Annotated in this window: 14 protein-coding genes; 9 read left to right on the top strand and 5 right to left on the bottom strand. The window is 68.0% G+C overall.

Translation table 11 applies throughout. The features are described 5' to 3' along the window. Positions 1-32 precede the first annotated feature (32 nt). The 4 genes from recC to G6N47_RS03555 all read left to right on the top strand — a co-directional run bounded on the left by recC (position 33) and on the right by G6N47_RS03555 (position 9139). Positions 33-3278 carry an exodeoxyribonuclease V subunit gamma gene (gene recC / locus G6N47_RS03540; RefSeq protein WP_083130213.1) on the top strand — a complete coding sequence of 1082 codons (3246 nt, stop codon included), beginning with the start codon at positions 33-35 and terminating at the stop codon, positions 3276-3278. Next, the gene (recB, locus tag G6N47_RS03545; protein WP_083130214.1) at positions 3278-6529 is read left to right on the top strand and encodes an exodeoxyribonuclease V subunit beta; all 3252 of its coding nucleotides are present in this window, start codon (positions 3278-3280) and stop codon (positions 6527-6529) included. Before recC ends, recB begins: the two co-directional genes overlap by 1 nt. Next, a complete protein-coding gene (gene recD / locus G6N47_RS03550; RefSeq protein WP_083130215.1) occupies positions 6526-8235 on the top strand; it encodes an exodeoxyribonuclease V subunit alpha in 1710 nt (569 codons plus the stop codon). The genes recB and recD overlap by 4 nt, the downstream gene beginning before the upstream one ends. A 106-nt stretch (positions 8236-8341) precedes the next feature. Then, positions 8342-9139 carry an SDR family NAD(P)-dependent oxidoreductase gene (locus G6N47_RS03555; protein ID WP_083130216.1) on the top strand — a complete coding sequence of 266 codons (798 nt, stop codon included), beginning with the start codon at positions 8342-8344 and terminating at the stop codon, positions 9137-9139. Here G6N47_RS03555 and G6N47_RS03560 read toward each other — a convergent pair. Both G6N47_RS03560 and G6N47_RS03565 read right to left on the bottom strand, forming a co-directional pair. Next, entirely contained in the window at positions 9136-10695 is a 1560-nt protein-coding gene (locus G6N47_RS03560) for a B12-binding domain-containing radical SAM protein (protein WP_083130513.1), read from the bottom strand. The genes G6N47_RS03555 and G6N47_RS03560 overlap by 4 nt on opposite strands. Before the next feature lie 53 nt (positions 10696-10748). Continuing rightward, positions 10749-11345: a TIGR03086 family metal-binding protein gene (locus tag G6N47_RS03565; RefSeq protein WP_232080112.1), complete on the bottom strand. Its 597-nt coding sequence runs from the start codon at positions 11343-11345 to the stop codon at positions 10749-10751. A gap of 54 nt (positions 11346-11399) precedes the next feature. Between G6N47_RS03565 and G6N47_RS03570 the strand changes: the two genes are divergently transcribed. The 3 genes from G6N47_RS03570 to G6N47_RS03580 are packed head-to-tail and all read left to right on the top strand — an operon-like array spanning position 11400 to position 12909. After that, complete coding sequence (locus G6N47_RS03570) at positions 11400-11672, top strand: type II toxin-antitoxin system Phd/YefM family antitoxin (RefSeq protein ID WP_179966358.1); 273 nt, start codon at positions 11400-11402, stop codon at positions 11670-11672. Further along, entirely contained in the window at positions 11672-12073 is a 402-nt protein-coding gene (locus tag G6N47_RS03575) for a type II toxin-antitoxin system VapC family toxin (protein ID WP_083130218.1), read from the top strand. Before G6N47_RS03570 ends, G6N47_RS03575 begins: the two co-directional genes overlap by 1 nt. After that, complete coding sequence (locus G6N47_RS03580) at positions 12070-12909, top strand: NYN domain-containing protein (protein ID WP_083130219.1); 840 nt, start codon at positions 12070-12072, stop codon at positions 12907-12909. The genes G6N47_RS03575 and G6N47_RS03580 overlap by 4 nt, the downstream gene beginning before the upstream one ends. Here G6N47_RS03580 and G6N47_RS03585 read toward each other — a convergent pair. Further along, positions 12906-13841, bottom strand: a complete 936-nt coding sequence (locus tag G6N47_RS03585) for a class I SAM-dependent methyltransferase (RefSeq protein WP_083130220.1) — start codon at positions 13839-13841, stop codon at positions 12906-12908. The two genes, G6N47_RS03580 and G6N47_RS03585, sit on opposite strands and share 4 nt — an antisense overlap. A 44-nt stretch (positions 13842-13885) precedes the next feature. On the opposite strand from G6N47_RS03585, the gene G6N47_RS03590 reads away from it, so the two are divergent. Next, on the top strand, positions 13886-14593 hold the full coding sequence (locus tag G6N47_RS03590) for a TVP38/TMEM64 family protein (protein WP_083130221.1): 708 nt from the start codon (positions 13886-13888) through the stop codon (positions 14591-14593). 263 nt (positions 14594-14856) lie between these two features. Here the strand turns inward: G6N47_RS03590 and G6N47_RS03595 are convergent, their stop codons facing one another. Then, positions 14857-15195, bottom strand: coding sequence for a hypothetical protein (locus G6N47_RS03595; RefSeq protein WP_139799327.1), 339 nt, complete (start codon positions 15193-15195; stop codon positions 14857-14859). Beyond that, complete coding sequence (locus tag G6N47_RS03600; RefSeq protein ID WP_083130223.1) at positions 15183-15362, bottom strand: hypothetical protein; 180 nt, start codon at positions 15360-15362, stop codon at positions 15183-15185. Before G6N47_RS03600 ends, G6N47_RS03595 begins: the two co-directional genes overlap by 13 nt. Positions 15363-15670: 308 nt before the next feature. Between G6N47_RS03600 and G6N47_RS03605 the strand changes: the two genes are divergently transcribed. Then, positions 15671-18202, top strand: a complete 2532-nt coding sequence (locus tag G6N47_RS03605) for an SEC-C metal-binding domain-containing protein (RefSeq protein WP_083130515.1) — start codon at positions 15671-15673, stop codon at positions 18200-18202. The last annotated feature ends 33 nt before the right edge of the window (positions 18203-18235 follow it).

Here is an 18235-nt window from a genome sequence, read left to right on the forward strand (position 1 = left end):
CATCGTCGCCGGCCGTCTATGGTGGCACCGCAATGGCGCTTCATCTCCACCGTGCCGAACGTACCGATTCGCTCGCTGACGGGCTCGGTGCCCTGCTGGCCGACCCGCTGCCGGACCCGTTCGCCGAGGAACTGGTGCTGGTCCCGGCGCGCGGGGTCGAGCGGTGGCTGAGCCAGCGCCTCGCACAGCTGCTCGGTGTGTGCGCGGGGGTGTCGTTTCGCAGCCCGGCTTCGCTGATCGCCGAGATCACCGGGATCCTCGACGACGATCCGTGGTCGCCGGAGGCCCTGACGTGGCCGCTGCTGGAGGTCATCGACTGCTCGCTCGACGAGCCGTGGTGTCGCACGCTGGCAACGCATCTGGGCCACTTCGACAGCGACGACTTGCGGCGCGGCCGGCGCTATTCGGTGGCGCGACGGCTCGCGGGACTGTTCGCCTCGTACGCCCGGCAGCGCCCGCAGTTGCTCGTCGACTGGCTCGACGGGCGCACCGGCGTCGATCCCGACCTGGCCTGGCAGCCGGAATTGTGGCGGGCGCTGGTCGCGGCGGTGCCAGCCGACCCGCCGCACATCCGGCATCAGAAAACCGTCGCCCGGCTGCGCGAGGGCCCGACCCATCTGCCGGCACGGCTGTCGTTGTTCGGGCACACCCGGCTGGCATGCACCGAGGTGGAGTTGCTCGACGCGCTCGCCACTCACCACGAACTGCACCTGTGGCTGCCGCATCCCAGCGACGAGCTGTGGCGGGCATTGCACGGTCTGCACGGCCCCGTGCCCCGCGCCGAGGACACCAGCCGCCACGCGGCGCGCCATCCGCTGCTCGAAACGCTCGGCCGGGATCTGCGCGAGCTGCAACGCGGCCTTCCGGCTCACCCCGCGACCGACGAATACCTCAGCGGCACAACGAAACCCGGCATGTTGCTAGGCTGGCTGCAGTCCGACATCGCGGCCAACGCGCTGCGCCCGCACGGCCGCGTACTGGCCGCCGGTGACCGCTCTGTGCAGGTGCACAGCTGCCACGGCCCGGCCCGGCAGGTCGACGTCCTGCGCGAGGTGCTGCTCGGCCTCCTGCAGGACGACCCGACGCTGGAGCCGCGCGACATCGTGGTGATGTGCCCGGACATCGAGACCTATGCGCCGTTGATCGTCGCCGGCTTCGGGCTCGGCGAGACCGCCGGCGACAGCCACCCGGCGCACCGGCTGCGGGTTCGGCTCGCCGACCGCGCGCTCACCCAGACCAACCCGTTGCTCGCGACGGCCGCGGAGCTGCTCGCCATCGCGGGCGCCCGGGCCACCGCCAGCCAGGTGCTCAACCTCGCCCAAACCCCGCCGGTGCGTGCCCGATTCAAGTTCACCGACGACGACCTCGAGGCCATCGCCGACTGGGTACGGGACGCCAACATCCGCTGGGGCTTCGACAAGGCCCACCGCGCGCCCTACGGTCTCGACCACGTCGTGCACAACACCTGGCGGTTCGGGCTCGACCGCATCCTGGTCGGGGTGGCGATGTCCGACGACTCCCCGGACTGGCTGGACACCGCGCTGCCGCTCGACGACGTCGGCAGCAACAAGGTGGAACTCGCCGGCCGGCTCGCCGAGTTCGTCGCCCGCCTGCAATCCGCCGTCGACGCGTTGACCGGCGCCCGGCCACTCACCGAATGGCTCGACGCGCTGCTGGCCGGGGTGGCGCAGCTCACCACCGCCGAAGAGGCGTGGCAGGCGGGACAGCTCCAGCGCGAGTTCGCAAACGTGTTGCAGCAGGCCGGTTCTCGCGCTGACACGCTGCTGCGGCTGCCCGACGCGCGGGCGCTGCTGGCCGGGCATCTGGCCGGACGACCCACCCGGGCGAACTTCCGCACCGGCACGCTGACGGTGTGCACGATGGTGCCGATGCGCTCGGTCCCGCACCGGGTGGTGTGTCTGCTCGGGCTCGACGACGGGGTCTTTCCGCGGGTTCACCTGCCCGACGGCGACGACGTGCTGGCCCGCCGCCCGATGACGGGTGAGCGCGACATCCGGTCGGAGGACCGGCAATTGCTGCTCGACGCCGTCTGCGCGGCAAGCGAGACGCTGGTGATCACCTATACCGGCGCCGACGAACACACCGGCCATCATCGCCCGCCGGCGGTGCCGCTGGTCGAGCTGCTCGACGCGCTGGACCAGACCACCGAAGAGCCGGTGCGCGGACGCATCGTCGTCGAACATCCATTGCAGCCGTTCGACCTTCGCAACGTCACCCCCGGCGCCTTGGTGCCCGATCAGCCGTTCACCTTCGATCCCACCGCACTGGTGGCAGCGAAAGCCGCTGCCGGGCAACGATATCCGAAGCAGCCATTCCTGGCGAACCCCTTGCCCGAGCCGCCACCAGATGACGTCGTGCTGGCCGACCTGCTCAGGTTCTTCAAAGATCCGGTCAAGGGCTTCTTCGGCGCGCTCGATTTCGCCCTGCCCGCCGACGTCGACGAGATCAAAGACGACATGCCCGTCGACATCAATGCCCTGGAGGCGTGGACGGTCGGCGACCGGATGCTGCACGACATGCTGCGCGGCCTGCACCCCGACACCGCGGCGCACCGCGAGTGGCGTCGCGGAGCGCTGCCGCCCGGCAAGCTCGGCATGCGCAAAGCACGCGAAATCCGCGACCAGGCAAAGCAATTAGCGGCGGCTGCCTTGACGCTTCGCCACGGTGAGCCCGACGCGCACGACGTCGACGTCGAACTTGACGGTGAGCGCCGGCTGACCGGCACCGTCTCGGACGTCTTCGGCGACCACACGGTCTCGGTGACGTACTCCAAGCTGAACTGCAAGCATCTGCTGCAGGCGTGGATCCCGTTGGTGGCGTTGGCGGCTCACCAGCCCGAGCGGCCGTGGCGGGCGTCGTGCATCGGCCGCGACAAGCGAGCCAACCGGATCCTGCACCGGGTGCTGGTCCCACCACCGGACCCGGTCGGCGTGCTGCGCGACTTGGTCCTGCTCTACGACAACGGCCAGCGCGAGCCGCTGCCCCTGCCGCTGCGGGCCTCATACGCGTGGGCCGACGCGCGCGAGCACGGAAACGACCCGTTGGATGCCGCGCTGCGGCGGTGGAAATCCACCAACCACTACAAGGGGGAAGCCGAAGACGAGGCGCACAAATACGTGTGGCCGCATGGGCGGCTCGAGGACATCCTGGGCACACCACGCCCCGGTGAGGAAGTCGACGGCGAGGACACCCGGCTGGGCGCGCTGGCCGCACGGCTATGGCTGCCGCTGATTCGGGCCGAACGGGACCCGCACTGATGGACCGCTTCGATCTGCTCGGCCCACTCCCCGCAGCCGGTTCCACGACGGTGCTGGAGGCCAGCGCCGGCACCGGCAAGACATTCGCACTGGCCGGCCTGGTCACCCGCTACATCGCCGAGGGCGTCGCAACCCTGGACGAGATGCTGCTGATCACGTTCAGTCGCGCGGCCAGCCGCGAACTGCGCGAACGGGTCCGCTGCCAAATCGTGGAAATCGTTGTCGCGCTGTGTGGCTCGCCGGAGCATGCGCCCAACGACTTCGTGGCGTATCTGTGCCGCGGCACCGTAGCCGACCGTGACCGGCGCTGCGCCAGGCTGCGGGACGCGCTGGCCAACTTCGACGCGGCCACGATCGCCACCACGCACCAGTTCTGTCAGCTGGTGTTGCGCTCGCTCGGGGTTGCCGGGGACACCGACGCCGGCGTGACGCTGGTGGAAAGCCTCGACGACCTGGTCAGCCGGATCGTCGACGACCTGTATCTGGTGCACTTCGGTTCCGACCGCGACGAGGCGGCTCTTACCCACGCCGACGCGCTGAAGTTGGCCCGCGCAGTGGTCGCCGATCCCTGCGCCCAGCTGCGGCCGACGGACCCCGTCCCGGAATCCGTTGCGGCAGTGCGATTGCGGTTTGCCCGTGACGTGCTTTCTCAGCTCGAGTTGCGCAAGCGCCGGCTGGGCATCCTCAGCTACGACGATCTGCTGACCCGGCTCGCCGACGCCCTCGAAGACGACGACTCCGACGCGCGGGACCGGATGCGCAACCGCTGGCCGATCGTGATGGTCGACGAGTTCCAGGACACCGACCCGATTCAATGGCAGGTCATCGACCGCGCCTTCAACGACCACTGCACGCTGGTGCTGATCGGCGATCCCAAGCAGGCGATCTACGGCTTCCGCGGCGGCGACATCTACACCTATCTGCAGGCCGCCCGCACGGCGGGCCAACGGTGCACGTTGAGCGTGAACTGGCGCAGCGACAAGGTTCTCGTCGACGCCCTGCAGGTTGTCTTGCGCGGGGCGGCGTTGGGCGACCCGGACATCGTCGTGCGCGATGTCGAGGCTTCTGTTGCCGGGCATCGGCTGCGAAACGCGCCGCGCAATGCGCCGTTTCGGCTGCGGCTGCTGGGCCGCGCCATGTTCGGCCGCCCGGGCGCCAAGACGATTCCGATCGCGGCGCTGCGCGACTACATCTCGGCCGATCTGGCCGCAGACATCGGGGTACTGCTGGCCAGCGAGGCCACCTTCGACGGCAATCCCGTGCAAGCCGGCGACGTCGCGGTCATCGTCGAAAGAAGCGAGGACGCCCTGGCATGCCAGAAAGCCTTGACAGCGGCTGGGATTCAAGCGGTCTACACCGGCGACTCCGACGTGTTCGCCTCCGATGCCGCCAAAGATTGGCTGTGCCTGCTCGAGGCGTTCGACCAGACGCACCGCAACGGCCTGGTGCGTGCGGCCGGGGCGACGGTGTTCTTCGGCCACACCGCCGACGACCTCGCCGCCGGCGGCGACCAGCTGACCGACCGGCTGGCCGTCACGCTGCGAGACTGGGCGGACCATCTGCGGGCCCGCGGGCCGGCCGCGGTCTTCGAGGCGGCGCAGCTGGCGGGGCTGGGCCGTCGGGTACTGGGCGAGCCGGGCGGCGAGCGGACGATGACCGATCTGGCCCACGTCGCCCAGCTGCTGCACGAGGTGGCGCACCGGCAGCGATTGGCCCTTCCCGCGCTGCGTGATTGGCTGCGCCGTCAGCGTGAGGAGCGCGACGGCCCGCAGGAACGCAACCGGCGCATCGACAGCGACGCCGCCGCGGTGCAGATCATGACGGTGTGGGGCGCCAAGGGCCTGCAGTTCCCGATCGTCTATCTGCCGTTCGCATTCAACCGACACGTGTTCGTCGACGACATTCCGCTGTATCACGACGACGGGATTCGCTGCCTGTATGTCGGCGGCCGCGACAGTGCCGGTCAGGTGGACGCGCTCAGCCGGGCGGAGGCGGCGCGCAACGACATCCGGCTGACCTATGTGGCGCTGACGCGGGCGCAGTCGCAAGTGGTGACCTGGTGGGCGCCGGCCTGGGACGAGCCGAATGGCGGTCTGTCGCGGCTGATGCGGGGACGGCGGATGGGTGAGGCGCTGGTGCCGGATTCCTGTGAGCCCAAGACGATTTCGGACGAGCAAGCGTTGGCGCTGATGCGTGAATGGCAGGCCGCGGGCGGGCCGGTGATCGAGGAGCCGTCGGTGACCGCCGTCGCGCCTGTTCCGCCGTCCGCGCCGCCGACCGACCTCGAGGTGCGACATTTTCACCGGTCGATCGACACCGACTGGCGACGCACCTCGTATTCGGCGCTGATCCGCGGTACCGAGGCGGCCGGAGTGAGCAGCGAGGCGGAAGTCACTGCCCGCGACGACGAAGTGGAGGTGGTTCCCGCCGGTGCACCGGGCGACGCGGGTGTCCCGTCCCCGATGGCGGAGCTGCCGTCGGGCGCCGCATTCGGCTCGCTGGTGCATGCGGTGCTGGAAAATGCCGACCCGTCCGCCGCGGATCTGGCCGCCGAGCTGGAAGCGCAGGTGCGGTTGCACAAGGCGTGGTGGCCGGTCGATGTCGAGCCTGCTGCGTTGGCCGCTGCGCTGGTGCCGATGCACGACACGCCGTTGGGTCCACTGGCCGCCGGCCGGACGCTGCGCCAGATCGGCGTGCCAGACCGCTTGCGGGAGTTGGACTTCGAGATCCCGGTGGCCGGCGGCGACGCCCGCGGCCTGGCGCCGGACATTCGGCTCGCCGATATCGGCGCACTGCTGCGTGACTACCTGCCCGCCGACGATCCGTTCGCGCGATATGCAGAGCGGTTGACGTCCGACGGGCTCGGCGGCCAGCCGCTGCGGGGCTACTTGTCCGGATCGGTCGACGTCGTGCTGCGCTTGCCCGGACCGCGTTATCTGGTGGTGGACTACAAGACTAACTTCCTCGGTGGGGCCAGCGCCGATTACAGCTTGCCGCGGCTGACCGAGGCGATGCTGCATTCCGACTATCCGTTGCAGGCCTTGCTGTATCTGGTTGTGCTGCACCGCTTTCTGCGGTGGCGGCAGCCGGATTACGACCCGTCGACGCATCTCGGCGGAGTCTTGTACCTGTTTGTGCGGGGCATGTGCGGCGCAAAGTCACCAGGGTCCGGAGTGTTCGGCTGGCAGCCGCCGGCCACACTGGTGCCGGCGCTGTCGGATCTGCTCGACGAGGGGCGGCAGGTCGCATGACGGTAACCGACATCGAAATGGCGATCGGCGTGTCCGGCCTGTTGCGCGAATTCAACGAGGCGGGCGTGCTGGAGATCGCCGACGTCCATGTGGCACAACGGGTTACCGCGCTGGCCGACGAGTCTGACGAGACCGTGGCTTTGGCGGTGGCATTGGCGGTTCGGGCGCTGCGCGGCGGATCGGTGTGCGTAGATCTGACGACGGTGGTTGCGGATTCCCCGGACCTTCCCTGGCCCGAACCGTCGTCATGGCTTGCCGCCGTGCACGCATCGGGATTGGTCCGCACGGTATTGCGGCTCTACGACGACCGGCTGCTCTACCTCGACCGGTATTGGCGGGAGGAGGAGCAGGTCTGCGCGGACTTGCTCGGCCTGCTGGTATCCGGAGCAATGGTCGAAAGCCCGGCCGTCGCACGGCTTTTTTCGGTCGGCTACGAGGAGCAGCGGGCTGCCGCGGAAATCGCGCTGTCGCAGTCGGTTACGGTGCTGACCGGCGGGCCGGGCACCGGGAAGACGACGACGATCGCGCGGCTTTTGGCGCTGCTCACGGACCAGGCGGAGCTTTCCGGCCGCGCGGGCTTCCGGATCGCGCTGGCGGCGCCGACCGGCAAGGCGGCCGCCCGGTTGACCGAAACGGTGAAGTCCGAAGTGGAAAGACTCCCGGACATCGACCGTGACCGGCTGACCGGCCTGCAGGCGGTGACGCTACACCGGCTGCTGGGTAGCCGGCCCGATACGTCGGTGCGGTTCAAGCACAATCGCGGCAACCGGCTGCCGCACGCGGTGATCGTCGTCGACGAGACGTCGATGGTGTCGCTGACCATGATGGCCCGACTGCTGGAAGCGGTGCGCCCGGATGCGCGGCTGATCCTGGTGGGCGACCCGGACCAGTTGGTGTCGGTGGAAGCCGGGGCCGTGTTGGCGGACCTAGTGGACGGGCTGTCGGCGCGCGCCGACGTACGGGTGGCGGCGCTGCGGACGTCGCATCGGTTCGGCGAGTCGATCGGCGCGTTGGCGGACGCGATCCGCGAAGGCCAAGCCGACCGCGTGGTCGAGCTGCTGCGGGCCGGCGATGAGCACATCGAGTGGATCGACGACGAGAACCCGGCGGCGCAGTTGCGGTCCATCCTTGTCCCGCATGCGATCCGGCTGCGCGAGGCCGCCATGTTGGGGGCGGATATGGTAGCGCTGGCGACGCTGGACGAGCACCGGCTGCTCTGCGCGCATCGGAGAGGCCCGTTTGGCGTCCAGCACTGGAACCGGCAGGTGGAGCAGTGGCTGTCCGAGGAGACCGGCCTGCCGCCGTGGTCGGAGTGGTACGCCGGACGGCCACTTCTGGTGACTGCCAACGACTATGCGTTGAAAATCAACAACGGCGACACCGGCGTGGTGATGTCCGGCGCGGATGGTTTGCGCGCCGTCATCTCCGCAGCCACTGGGCCGCTTGACTTTTCGACCAGCCGGCTAGCCGACGTCGACACCATGCATGCGATGACGATCCACAAATCCCAGGGCAGTCAGGTCGACGAAGTCACGACGCTGATCCCGTCGGAGGATTCGCGGCTGTTGACCCGGGAGCTGTTCTATACCGCGGTGACCCGCGCGAAGCGAAAGGTGCGCGTGGTGGGATCAGAGGCGTCGATTCGGGCTGCGATCGATCGGCGGGTCGCGCGAGCGAGTGGCTTGGCGAGGCGGCTTGGAGCGTAATCACGTCTGCCCCAGGTGTCCCTGCTCCAGGCGGCACCCGTTGCGCCCGGTTACGAGCGACAAACGACCTGTTGTCCATCACGCCGGCTGCGCCTACGCTCCCGCCATGACACTTCCTCCGCCCTCGGCAGGGTCGGTCGCCGTCGTCACCGGCGCGTCCTCCGGCATCGGCGAACAATTCGCCCGCCAACTCGTGGCCCGCGGCTATCGCGTCGTCGTCACTGCCCGCCGGGAAGACCGGCTGCAGGCACTGTGCACCGAGCTTGGCGGCGACGAGCACGCCGTCGCGGTGGGCACCGACCTCGCGGTGCCGGAAGACCGCGACCGGCTGGCCGCGCGGATCGACGAGTTGGGCGCTCAGGTCGACATCCTGGTCAACAACGCGGGCCTGGGCATCTACACGAAGTTCGGCGCCGAAGGCCGTGACAAGGAACTGCAGATGCTGCGCGTCGATGTCGAGGCGGTGGCGGATCTGATGCTGCGCTATCTGCCCGGCATGGTCGACCGCGGCAAAGGCGCGATCATCAACCTGTCGTCGGTGTCGGGATTTCAGCCGGCGCCGTACAACGCCGGCTACGCCGCGGCGAAAGCGTATGTGCTGTGGCTGTCGGAGGCGGTCAACGCCGAGGTCGCCGGCAGCGGGGTGACGGTCACCGCGGTGTGCCCCGGGCCGGTGCCCACGGAGTTTCAGGCCGCCGCCGACGCCGACTACCTCCTCGACCGGGTTCCGTCGTTCGCCCGGGTTTCCCCGGAGCGGGTCGCCGCCGACGCGCTGAAGGCCGCCGAGCATGGTCGCGGGTCGGTGGTGCCGGGTGGGCCGCACGTGCGGGCTTTCCTCGGATCGTCCCGGTTCGCGCCGACGCCGTTGGTGCTGCCGGTCATCGCGCGAATGTACAAGCGCTAGAACGTGTTCACCAGCCTGCGCTGTTCGGCCATCTGGCGCGACATCGTGTAGTGGTGGTAGTGCATCGCGCACTTGATCACACAGATGAACAACAGATTCGGATCGGGCCGTCGGCGCAGCATGGTCGTCATCCGGCGGCGATAGATCCGGCGCAAGCGCGGGTCCGGAATGGTGCGCATCAGCCGCAGCAACAGTCCAGCCGCCCGCAGAGCATCGATCGACTGCGACGTGAACTTCTTCCACGGATGCCGTCGCCAGTAGGCGTTGCGGGTGCGGGCCCAGTCGAATCGGCGCTCCAGGTAAAGGTTCTCGAGCCGCTCGAAGTAGAAGTCGGGGTCGTAGAGGTCCCGCATCAGCTCGATGTAGCCGTCGCGCAGCTCGTCGCGCGTCATGCCAAGCGGAATGACGTTGGTGCCGTATGTCTGTTCGTCGTCGAGGTCGAGGCGGCCCTCGTTCTTCAGTCGGGTGTGCAGAGGGGTTTTCGGGATGGCCGCGAGCATGCCGACCATCGCGTGCATGATGTCGGTCTGGCGCACGAGTTCCCGCTGCGCCTTGAAGATCCGGGTGTCGTCGTGGTCGAACCCGACGATCATGCCGCACCAGACTTCGATGCCGGAGTCCTGCACTGTGCGAACGCGATCGACGATCGTCCCGCCCTTGCGGACGTTTTGGTATTTCTTCGTTTCGCGCAGCGATTCTTCGTTGGGGCTTTCGATGCCGATGAAGACGGTCACGATGTTGGCCGCGTCCATCAACTGCATCAGCTCGTCATCTTCGGCGAGGTTGAGCGACGCCTCGGTGAAGAACATGAAGGGATATCCCTCGGCGGCCTGCCATGCGGCCAGGTCGCGCAGCAATCTCTTCACCGCGACCTTGTTGCCGATCAGGTTGTCGTCGACGACGAACGCAATGTGCATGTGCTGCTTGCGCATTGCTTCCAGCTCGGCGATCACCTGCGCGCTGGTCTTCAGCCGCGGCCGGCGGCCGAAGATGAGGATGATGTCGCAGAACTCGCACTGGAACGGGCAGCCGCGGGAGAACTGGATGCTGCCGAACAGATAGTCCTTGATCTTCAGCAGGTCATATCGCGGCACCGGCACTCGTGTCATGTCGGTGGGCTCGCGTTGCTCGTACCGTTGCCGGTGCCGCCCGTGGGACCATTCGTCGAGAAACTGCGGCCAGGTCGTTTCGGCTTCACCGACGAAGATCACGTCGGGCAGTCCGTCGAAGTAGTCTTCCTGCACGCTGACCCACGGCCCGCCGACGACGGTGAAGACGCCGCGGGCTTTGAGTTCGCGGAGTATCTCGCGCATGCGATGGCGCTGGACGATCATGCCGGTGAGGCCCACGATGTCGGCCCGCGCCAGCCGGTCGTAGTCGAGAGGCTCGACGTTCTCGTCGACGATCGTCACGGAATGGCCGGCGGACGTCACCGCCGCGAGCAGCGGCAGGCAGGCGGTCGGCAGGTTGCACTTCTTGCCCAGCAACGGAAGTGCGTATTCCAGCCCCCAGTACGACACCTCGAACCGAGGGTTGACCAGGACGATATCGGCCATGATCGCCCCATCGTCGCGCACCCGGCGCCGCCGCGTGTAGGTAGCGAACTACCTCAATTGTCAACCGACCGCCCGAGAAAGGCCATCAGCCGGGCAGTGGGCGTCGCGCCCTCGGGCGCCGGCCGGGCCGGACCGAACCCGCCCGGGCGCCGCAGCATGTCGTCGGGCACCGACTCCACCAACTGGCGGCAGAACTCCAGCAGGTGCTCGGGCAGCTCGAAGGGCTGCTCGCGTGAGCGGTAGAGATCCCAGCTGTGCAGCGCCAGATCGGCGACGGGATAGGCCAGCGCCCGGTGCAACGGGACTTCGCCCTGCGGCGACGGCCGCAACGCGTCGAGGTCCGCGCCGGGCAGGGCGTCGTGCAACCGGGCGGCGAGCTCACGAAGCCGCGCGGCCGGGTCGTCGGATTTCCAGTCGTCCGGTTGGGACGGCCGTTGCCAGATGTCGCCGCCCTCCACCAGCGTCACGACCTTGGTCGCGCTGCCGGTGACGTGACCGACCAGGTCCCGGATGCTCCAGCCTTCGAGATTGGATGGGAGATCCCAACTTTCGGAGGGAATCTGCTCTACCGCGTCAATGAGCAAGCCGATCGCCTCGGTGGCGCGCAGGCCGACCTGTGCGGTGGCGTTCATGACTTCGTGGTCGCTCACTGATTCCTCCCGCGGGAAAGCTCTGTACTACGTAAATGTAGTACGATCGATGGCGTGGCTGAAGTGCCCGTGCGTGAGTTGAACCAAAACACTGCCGGCGTGCTGGCACGGGTCAAGCGCGGCGAACACATCGACATCACGGAACGCGGTGCCGTCGTCGCCCGTCTCGTGCCTGCCGAGGACAATCCGCTAGCCGAAATGATCAGCGCCGGAAGGCTTCATCCCGCCACTCTCAGCGGAGCGGCGCCCCGTCCGTCCGGGCCGGTCCAGACCGACCACGAGGCCGGCCAACTGCTACGCGAGCTGCGCGACGACGAGCGCTATTGATGCTTTACCTCGACACGTCGGCGCTCATCAAGCTGATTCGGCACGAACCCGAAAGCGATGCTCTCGCTGACTGGCTCGACGGGCAAGCGCCCGCGCCGTGGGTGTCGTCGGCGTTGGTTGAGGTTGAGCTTCCGCGAGCTGTCCGCTGTGTCGATCCGTCGCTGCTTGTCGAGGTTCCGGCGATCGTGGCTCGCGTATCCCGGTATGAAGTCGACGAGGTGGTCCGAGCCGCCGCCGCGGCGTATCCGGATCCCAAGCTGCGGTCACTGGACGCGATCCATCTCGCTACTGGCGACGCGATTTTCGGCACCAGATTGACTGCGTTTGTCGCCTACGACGGACGCCTGCTCGCGGCCGCCGAGGCAGCCGGCCTCCCCACAGCTGCACCGGGGCTCTCATGACAGATGCCGATGCGGGACGTGTCGCGGTCTACCTGGACTTCGACAACATCGTGATCTCTCGCTACGACCAAGTCCACGGCCGCAATTCGTTTCAGAAGGACAAGGCCAAGGGGCTGGACAAGGATCGGCTGGCCCGGGCCACCGTCGACGTCGGGGCCATCATCGACTTCGCGTCGTCGTTCGGCACGCTGGTGCTCACCCGCGCGTACGCGGACTGGTCGGCCGAGGTCAACACCGGCTACCGCGAGCAATTGGTGGGCCGCGCGGTCGATTTGGTGCAGCTGTTCCCGGCGGCGGCCTACGGCAAGAACGCCGCCGACATCCGGCTGGCCGTCGACGCGGTCGAGGACATGTTCCGCCTGCCCGACCTGACCCATGTGGTGATCGTGGCCGGCGACTCCGACTACATCCCGCTGGCACAGCGCTGTAAACGGCTGGGCCGCTACGTGGTTGGCGTCGGGGTGGCCGGGTCGTCGAGCCGGGCGCTGGCGGCCGCGTGCGACGAGTTCGTCACCTACGACGCGCTGCCCGGTGTTCCAGTCCCTGAGCCAGTGGCGGCGCCTAAGCGGCGCAGCAAGGACGCCGACGAGCCGCTACCGCCCGACCCGCAAGCCGCGGCCACCAGTCTGCTGACCCGCGCGCTGCGCATCGGGATGGAAAAGGATGACGCCGAATGGCTGCACAACTCGGTGGTCAAGGCGCAGATGAAGCGGATGGACCCGTCGTTCAGCGAAAAGTCCTTGGGATTCAAGTCTTTCAGTGATTTCCTGCGGTCGCGCTCGGATCTGGTGGAGCTCGACGAGAGTTCGACGACGCGGATGGTGCGGCTGCGTTAGGACCGCTGCCCGTTGACGAATAGGTTCCACGGCGCGGCCTGGTCGGAGTCCTTGGCGGGTTCGCGGCCGTAGCCGGCCATCAGCTCGTCGGCCGGCGTCACCGTGACCTCCCAGCCGTGGCGGCGCAACCAGTCGCCGACGTCGTCGCGCTCCTCGAAGTACCACAGCTGGTCGCTGCGGGGGACCTGACGCTGCGGATCCACCTTGGCCATCAACTGCTGGACGCGTTCCATGCGCTCGCGGCGCTGCGCGATGGCCTCGGGGTCGGCGAAGTTGGGCGCAAGCGCCTCGACGCCAATGCGGCTGCCGGCGGCAGCGAGCTCTTGGATGCGGGCGAACAGCAGGTCTTGGGCCGACGCCGGCAGGTACATCAGCAACCCCTCGACCGACCAGGCGCTCGGCGCCGTGGCGTCAAAACCGGCCTGCAGCAACGCTTTCGGCCAGTCATGACGCAAATCCACCGCGACCTCAACCCGATGGCAGGTCGGCTTGTGCTCCCGCAGCGTCGACGACTTGAACTCCAGCACTCTGTGCTGGTCGAGTTCGTAGACCGTCGTGCCGTCGGGCCACGGCAGCCGCCAGGACCGCGCGTCCAGGCCGGCGGCCAGAATCACCGCCTGACGGATGCCCGCGCGGGTGGCGTCGAGGAAGAACGCGTCGAAAAAGGCGGTCCGCGAGGCGAAGTAGTCGACCAGCGACCGCATCCGCGCCGGCAACTCGGGTTCGGCCTCGACGACCTCGGGAGGCAACTGCGGGGCCTCGTACCAGTTCCACACGCCGTCGCCGACGGTGTCGAGGAACACCCGCGCGAACGGATCGCTGATCAGCGGGTTGTCGCTCTCGGTTTCCGCCGCGCGGGCGGCGGCCACGCCCAGCGCCGTCGCGCCCACGCTCTCGGTGATGTCCCAGGTGTCGTTGTCGGTTCTCGCCACTCTTCGACCCTACGTCAGGCCTGTGCGGCACAATCGCGGTCACCATGAGCAACATCGCCTCGCGACGACGGCACATTGTGCGGCTCGCCGTGTTCGCCGCCTTCCTGCTCGCGATGTTCTACCTGATAGCCGTCAGGCACATCGTCGACGTCGACGCGGTGCGGCGCGCGGTCGCGGCGACGGGGCCGGCGGCGCCGCTGATCTATGTCGTGGCGTCGGCGGTCCTCGGCGCGGTGTTCGTGCCGGGCCCGGTGCTGGCCGCGGGCAGCGGGGTGCTGTTCGGTCCGCTGCTGGGCATCTTCGTGACGCTGGGTGCGACGGTGGGCACCGCGATCGTCGCGAGCCTCGTTGGCCGCCGGCCGGGTCGAGACAGTGCGCGGGCGCTACTCGGGACCGAACGCGCCGAACGCGTCGACGCGCTGATCGAACGAGGCGGACTGTGGGCGGTTGTCGGTCAGCGCTTCGTTCCCGGCATATCGGATGCGCTGGCCGCCTATGCGTTCGGGGCGTTCGGAGTTCCGTTGTGGCAGATGGCCGTTGGGGCGTTCATCGGTTCGGTGCCGCGCGCGTTCGTCTACACCTCGCTGGGCGCCTCGATCGCGGACCGGTCGGCGCCGTTGGCCTACGCGGCGATCGCGGTGTGGTGCGTGACGGCCGTCATCGGCGCGTTCGCCGCGCACCGCGGGTACCGAAAATGGCGTGCGCACGCCCGCGCCGGTGGGGACGGCGTTCCGGATAACGAGGCGCGCTGAGCGTCCGGCGCGCTTCGGTCACTTCCATCCCATCAGTCACGGGACGGAACCACTATGCGAGTTGCCCGCCTACGCGCGACAAATCCCTTGGGCCCCTAATTGTCGCTGTGAGCCGTGCACATTGCGGTCTGGCCAGACCGAGGGATTGGTGTGGCAGATGAGATTCGCACAACTAAATGCTGTCCGATCAAGCCGCGACGGCTGTGCGCGGCGGACCGCCCCCGGGGCCGTTGGTTGCTCCGCAACTATTGCGGCGGCTAATGCTATTTGGTATGGGACTTTATGCGTGACGCAATGGTGTCATTGGCGTCATCGGAGTCGAGCGTCAAATCCCAGTTGGTGTGCTCGACCAAGTAGTCGTAAATGCTGCGGGAAAGGGCTTGGCGGTCAGCAACCTCACCGGCGTGATAGACCTCGGCAAACCACTGCCCGGGACTGTCGTCGTCCGCATACATCGTGACCTGGCTGCGGTCCCCCACCAGCAGGTAGGGACGGCCGTCATCAAGCATCGAGACGGGTACTTCCAGGAAGGTGGAAATGGCGTCTGCCGCAGCACGCATCGACGATGCGCCAGCAATGTAGACGGCATCTACTGCAGCCACTGCGGCACCTCCTCTCCTACGATTCGAATCTGCACCGCTCCACCTGCGCGCGACTCGTCAATGACCAGAATAGTGGCGATCTGATCGTCGGGAAACGCGTCGTAGAGCTGTTGGGCAAGGGAAACAACTCGCTCGATCAGCAGCGGCGATTCGCTGGTATCGAGCACGTAGCGTGGTCCTTGCTTTTTCCTGCCTCTAGTAATTCGGCGCTTCACGTTTCCCGGGTTGGACGACGATGACCATTGAACTCTGTTCGCATGCCATTGACATAGGCGTCAGACGTGTGCTGACCTCGCGGTTGTCGGAACACAACATCGAAGCCAAGCTTTGCCAGCCGTTCGGCTGTATCGAGCTCATGCTCACGCACCTCCCCCGAACAAGTGGACGGTCATCAGTCTCCCCCGGGGGTCCGACACCCTCGAAGCCGTCGACTGATGACTTCACGACCCACTAGCCGCGGCATAGGGTGGTCGGCGTGGCTGACGCACCCGGCGCAACGCTCGAGGGAATTCTGGCCGAACACGGCCCACTGGACGAGGACGACATCGCACGACGGCTACGCGATGCCGGCGTCGCCGATCCGGATGCCGTACTCGAAGAGCTTCAGCTCGAAATCGCATTCCCGGCAAGACAATTGGTCGACGACCGGTGGGTATGGGTGCCAAACGTAGTGACCGGGCGGGTGCTCACCCACCGGGTCACCGCAGACGAGTTGGCCCACGACATTCTCAACGTGTGCCCGGACCTGGAGCCCATCACCACGCTCTGCGAACACGACCAATGGTTCGCCGACGGGTCGCCGGCCCAAGTCGTGATGTTCGATTACGACGACGAGCTGCTCGAGGAGCGCGGCATTCCGGACGAGGCGGTCGCCGAAGGGGGTGCACTGCTGTTGGCTGCGGGCACGCTGGCGGGATTGGGCGTGGCCGAAGGCGATCTGGTCGGCGTGCGGCTGACCAAGCAGGGACTCGTTGTCGAGCGGGTCAGTGACGTCGCGGATCCCCCGGTGGGCGAGCGACTGGCCGCGATGCTCGACGCCGACGAGCCTATCTACATCGACGCGGCGGTGTGGACGGCGTGCCTCGAAGACCCGGCATTGTTCACCCAGCCGCTGCCGCCGCTGTCCGAGATCATCGACGACCATGGGCTGGTGCGCAGCCTGGATTTGTTCGCGCCGGCCGGGTTCGACTTCGACGCTTGGCGTTTGGAGCTGCGGTCTGCGATGCTGGCCGAGCGCCATGACCTCGACCTCGACGACGCATTCGCGCTGTGCACACTGGTCAAGCTCTACGAGCAGATATCGGCTCTGGTCGAGGCCGTCGACGAGCTGCCAGCCGATGCGCCGGCCCCGATCGCCGAAGGGGCGGAACCACCCGAGGACGATGAGTTCGCCGACCTCCTCGGCGAGCTGGGGGCCGCGCTCGCCGACCCGCGCCTGGCGGACCTCCTGGTTGCCGAGACGGTGGGCCTCGACAGCTCCGGGGCGCCCGCACTCGGACTGTTCGCCGACGTGCTGGAGCCGAAGGTGCCGCGTGCGGCGCGAGTGGCGTGCCGGTGGTTGCGCGCGATAGCGCTGGAGCGCATCGGCGACATCGAGGCGGCCGAGCGGGAGCTGTTGGCGGCGGAGTCGATGGATCCGGATTGGCCGCTACCGCTGCGCGAACTGGCCCGCATTGCCTCCGACCGCGGCGACGCCGAACGAGGGTTGGCGTTGTTGCGCCGGGCCGGCGCCGAGCCGGACCATCCGCTGGTGGAGCTGCTCGAGCGCTACCGGCCCGAGCCTAGAACCGACCTCGGCCGAAATGAGCCGTGCTGGTGCGGTTCTGGCCGCAAGTACAAGAAGTGCCACCTTGGGCGTGAGCAGCTGCCGCTGGCTGAGCGAGCGAAGTGGTTGTACGCCAAGGCTATTCAGCACGTGCTGCTAAGCGGATGGGATGAGCTGCTGGCCGAGGTGAGCTACGAACGCTGCCGCTACACCGACGATGCTCCCGATGCGCTGGAGGATCCACTGGTGCTGGACGCGGTGCTGTTCGAGGGCGGCGCGTTCGAGGAATTCCTCGAGACACGCGGGTCGCTGCTGCCCGACGACGAGCGGCTGCTGGCCGAGCAGTGGCTGCTGGCGGAGCGGTCGGTGTTCGAGGTCGAACAAGTGCAACCCGGGCGCTCCGTCACGCTGCGCGACGTGCGCACCGGCGACACCCAGGAGGTGCAAGAGCGCACGGCCAGCCGACAGCTGAAGGAAGGGCAGCTGATCTGCGCACGCCCGATACCCGTCGGCGACGACACCATGCAGTTCTTCGGCGGGCTGGAACCCGTTGCGCTGCATGAGCGTGACCGGCTGATCGACCTGCTCGACACCGAACCCGACGCCGCCGAGCTGGTGGCGGAGCTGAGCCGCCGGTTCGCGCCGCCGATGCTGGTCAACAGCGAGGGCGATCCGCTGGCGATCTGCGAGGCCACCGTGCGCGTCAGCGACCCGGACCGGATGCAGGCCGCGCTGGACGACACCTACGACCGCGTCGACGACGACGAGCCGCAGTGGTTCGAGCACGTGGAAATCCAAGGCATGCAGCGGCTTCGGGCCTCGATGAGTCTCGAGGGCAGGACGCTGGACGTAGCGGCCAGCAGCGAAAAGCGGATGGACCGGGTGCTGGCCACGCTGGCGCGCCTGGATCCGGAGATGAAGGTGCTCGACGATTTCCGCCGCCCGGTGCGCGATGCGCGCGACGCCGCCGAGCTGGCCGAGGAGTTCGGCGTCGGCGACGAGGACGAGCTCGATGACGACGATCCGAAAGTGGCGGCGGCACTTGAGGAGTTCATCCGCGACTACGAGACCAAGTGGCTCGACCAGCCCATCCCGGCGCTCGACGGCCACACGCCCCGGCAGGCCGCCGACGACCCGACTAGACGCGGCGACTTGATCAAGCTGCTGGACAGCTTCCCGTCCGGTGCAGCGGCTCGCGGGGGCATGGACGTCGACCGGTTGCGCGCCGCGCTGGGCCTGTAACAAGCGGGTTTTCAGCCGGCAACTTGGCCGCCC

Source organism: Mycobacterium branderi (genome assembly GCF_010728725.1).
In the GTDB taxonomy this organism is placed as follows: Bacteria; Actinomycetota; Actinomycetes; order Mycobacteriales; family Mycobacteriaceae; genus Mycobacterium; species Mycobacterium branderi.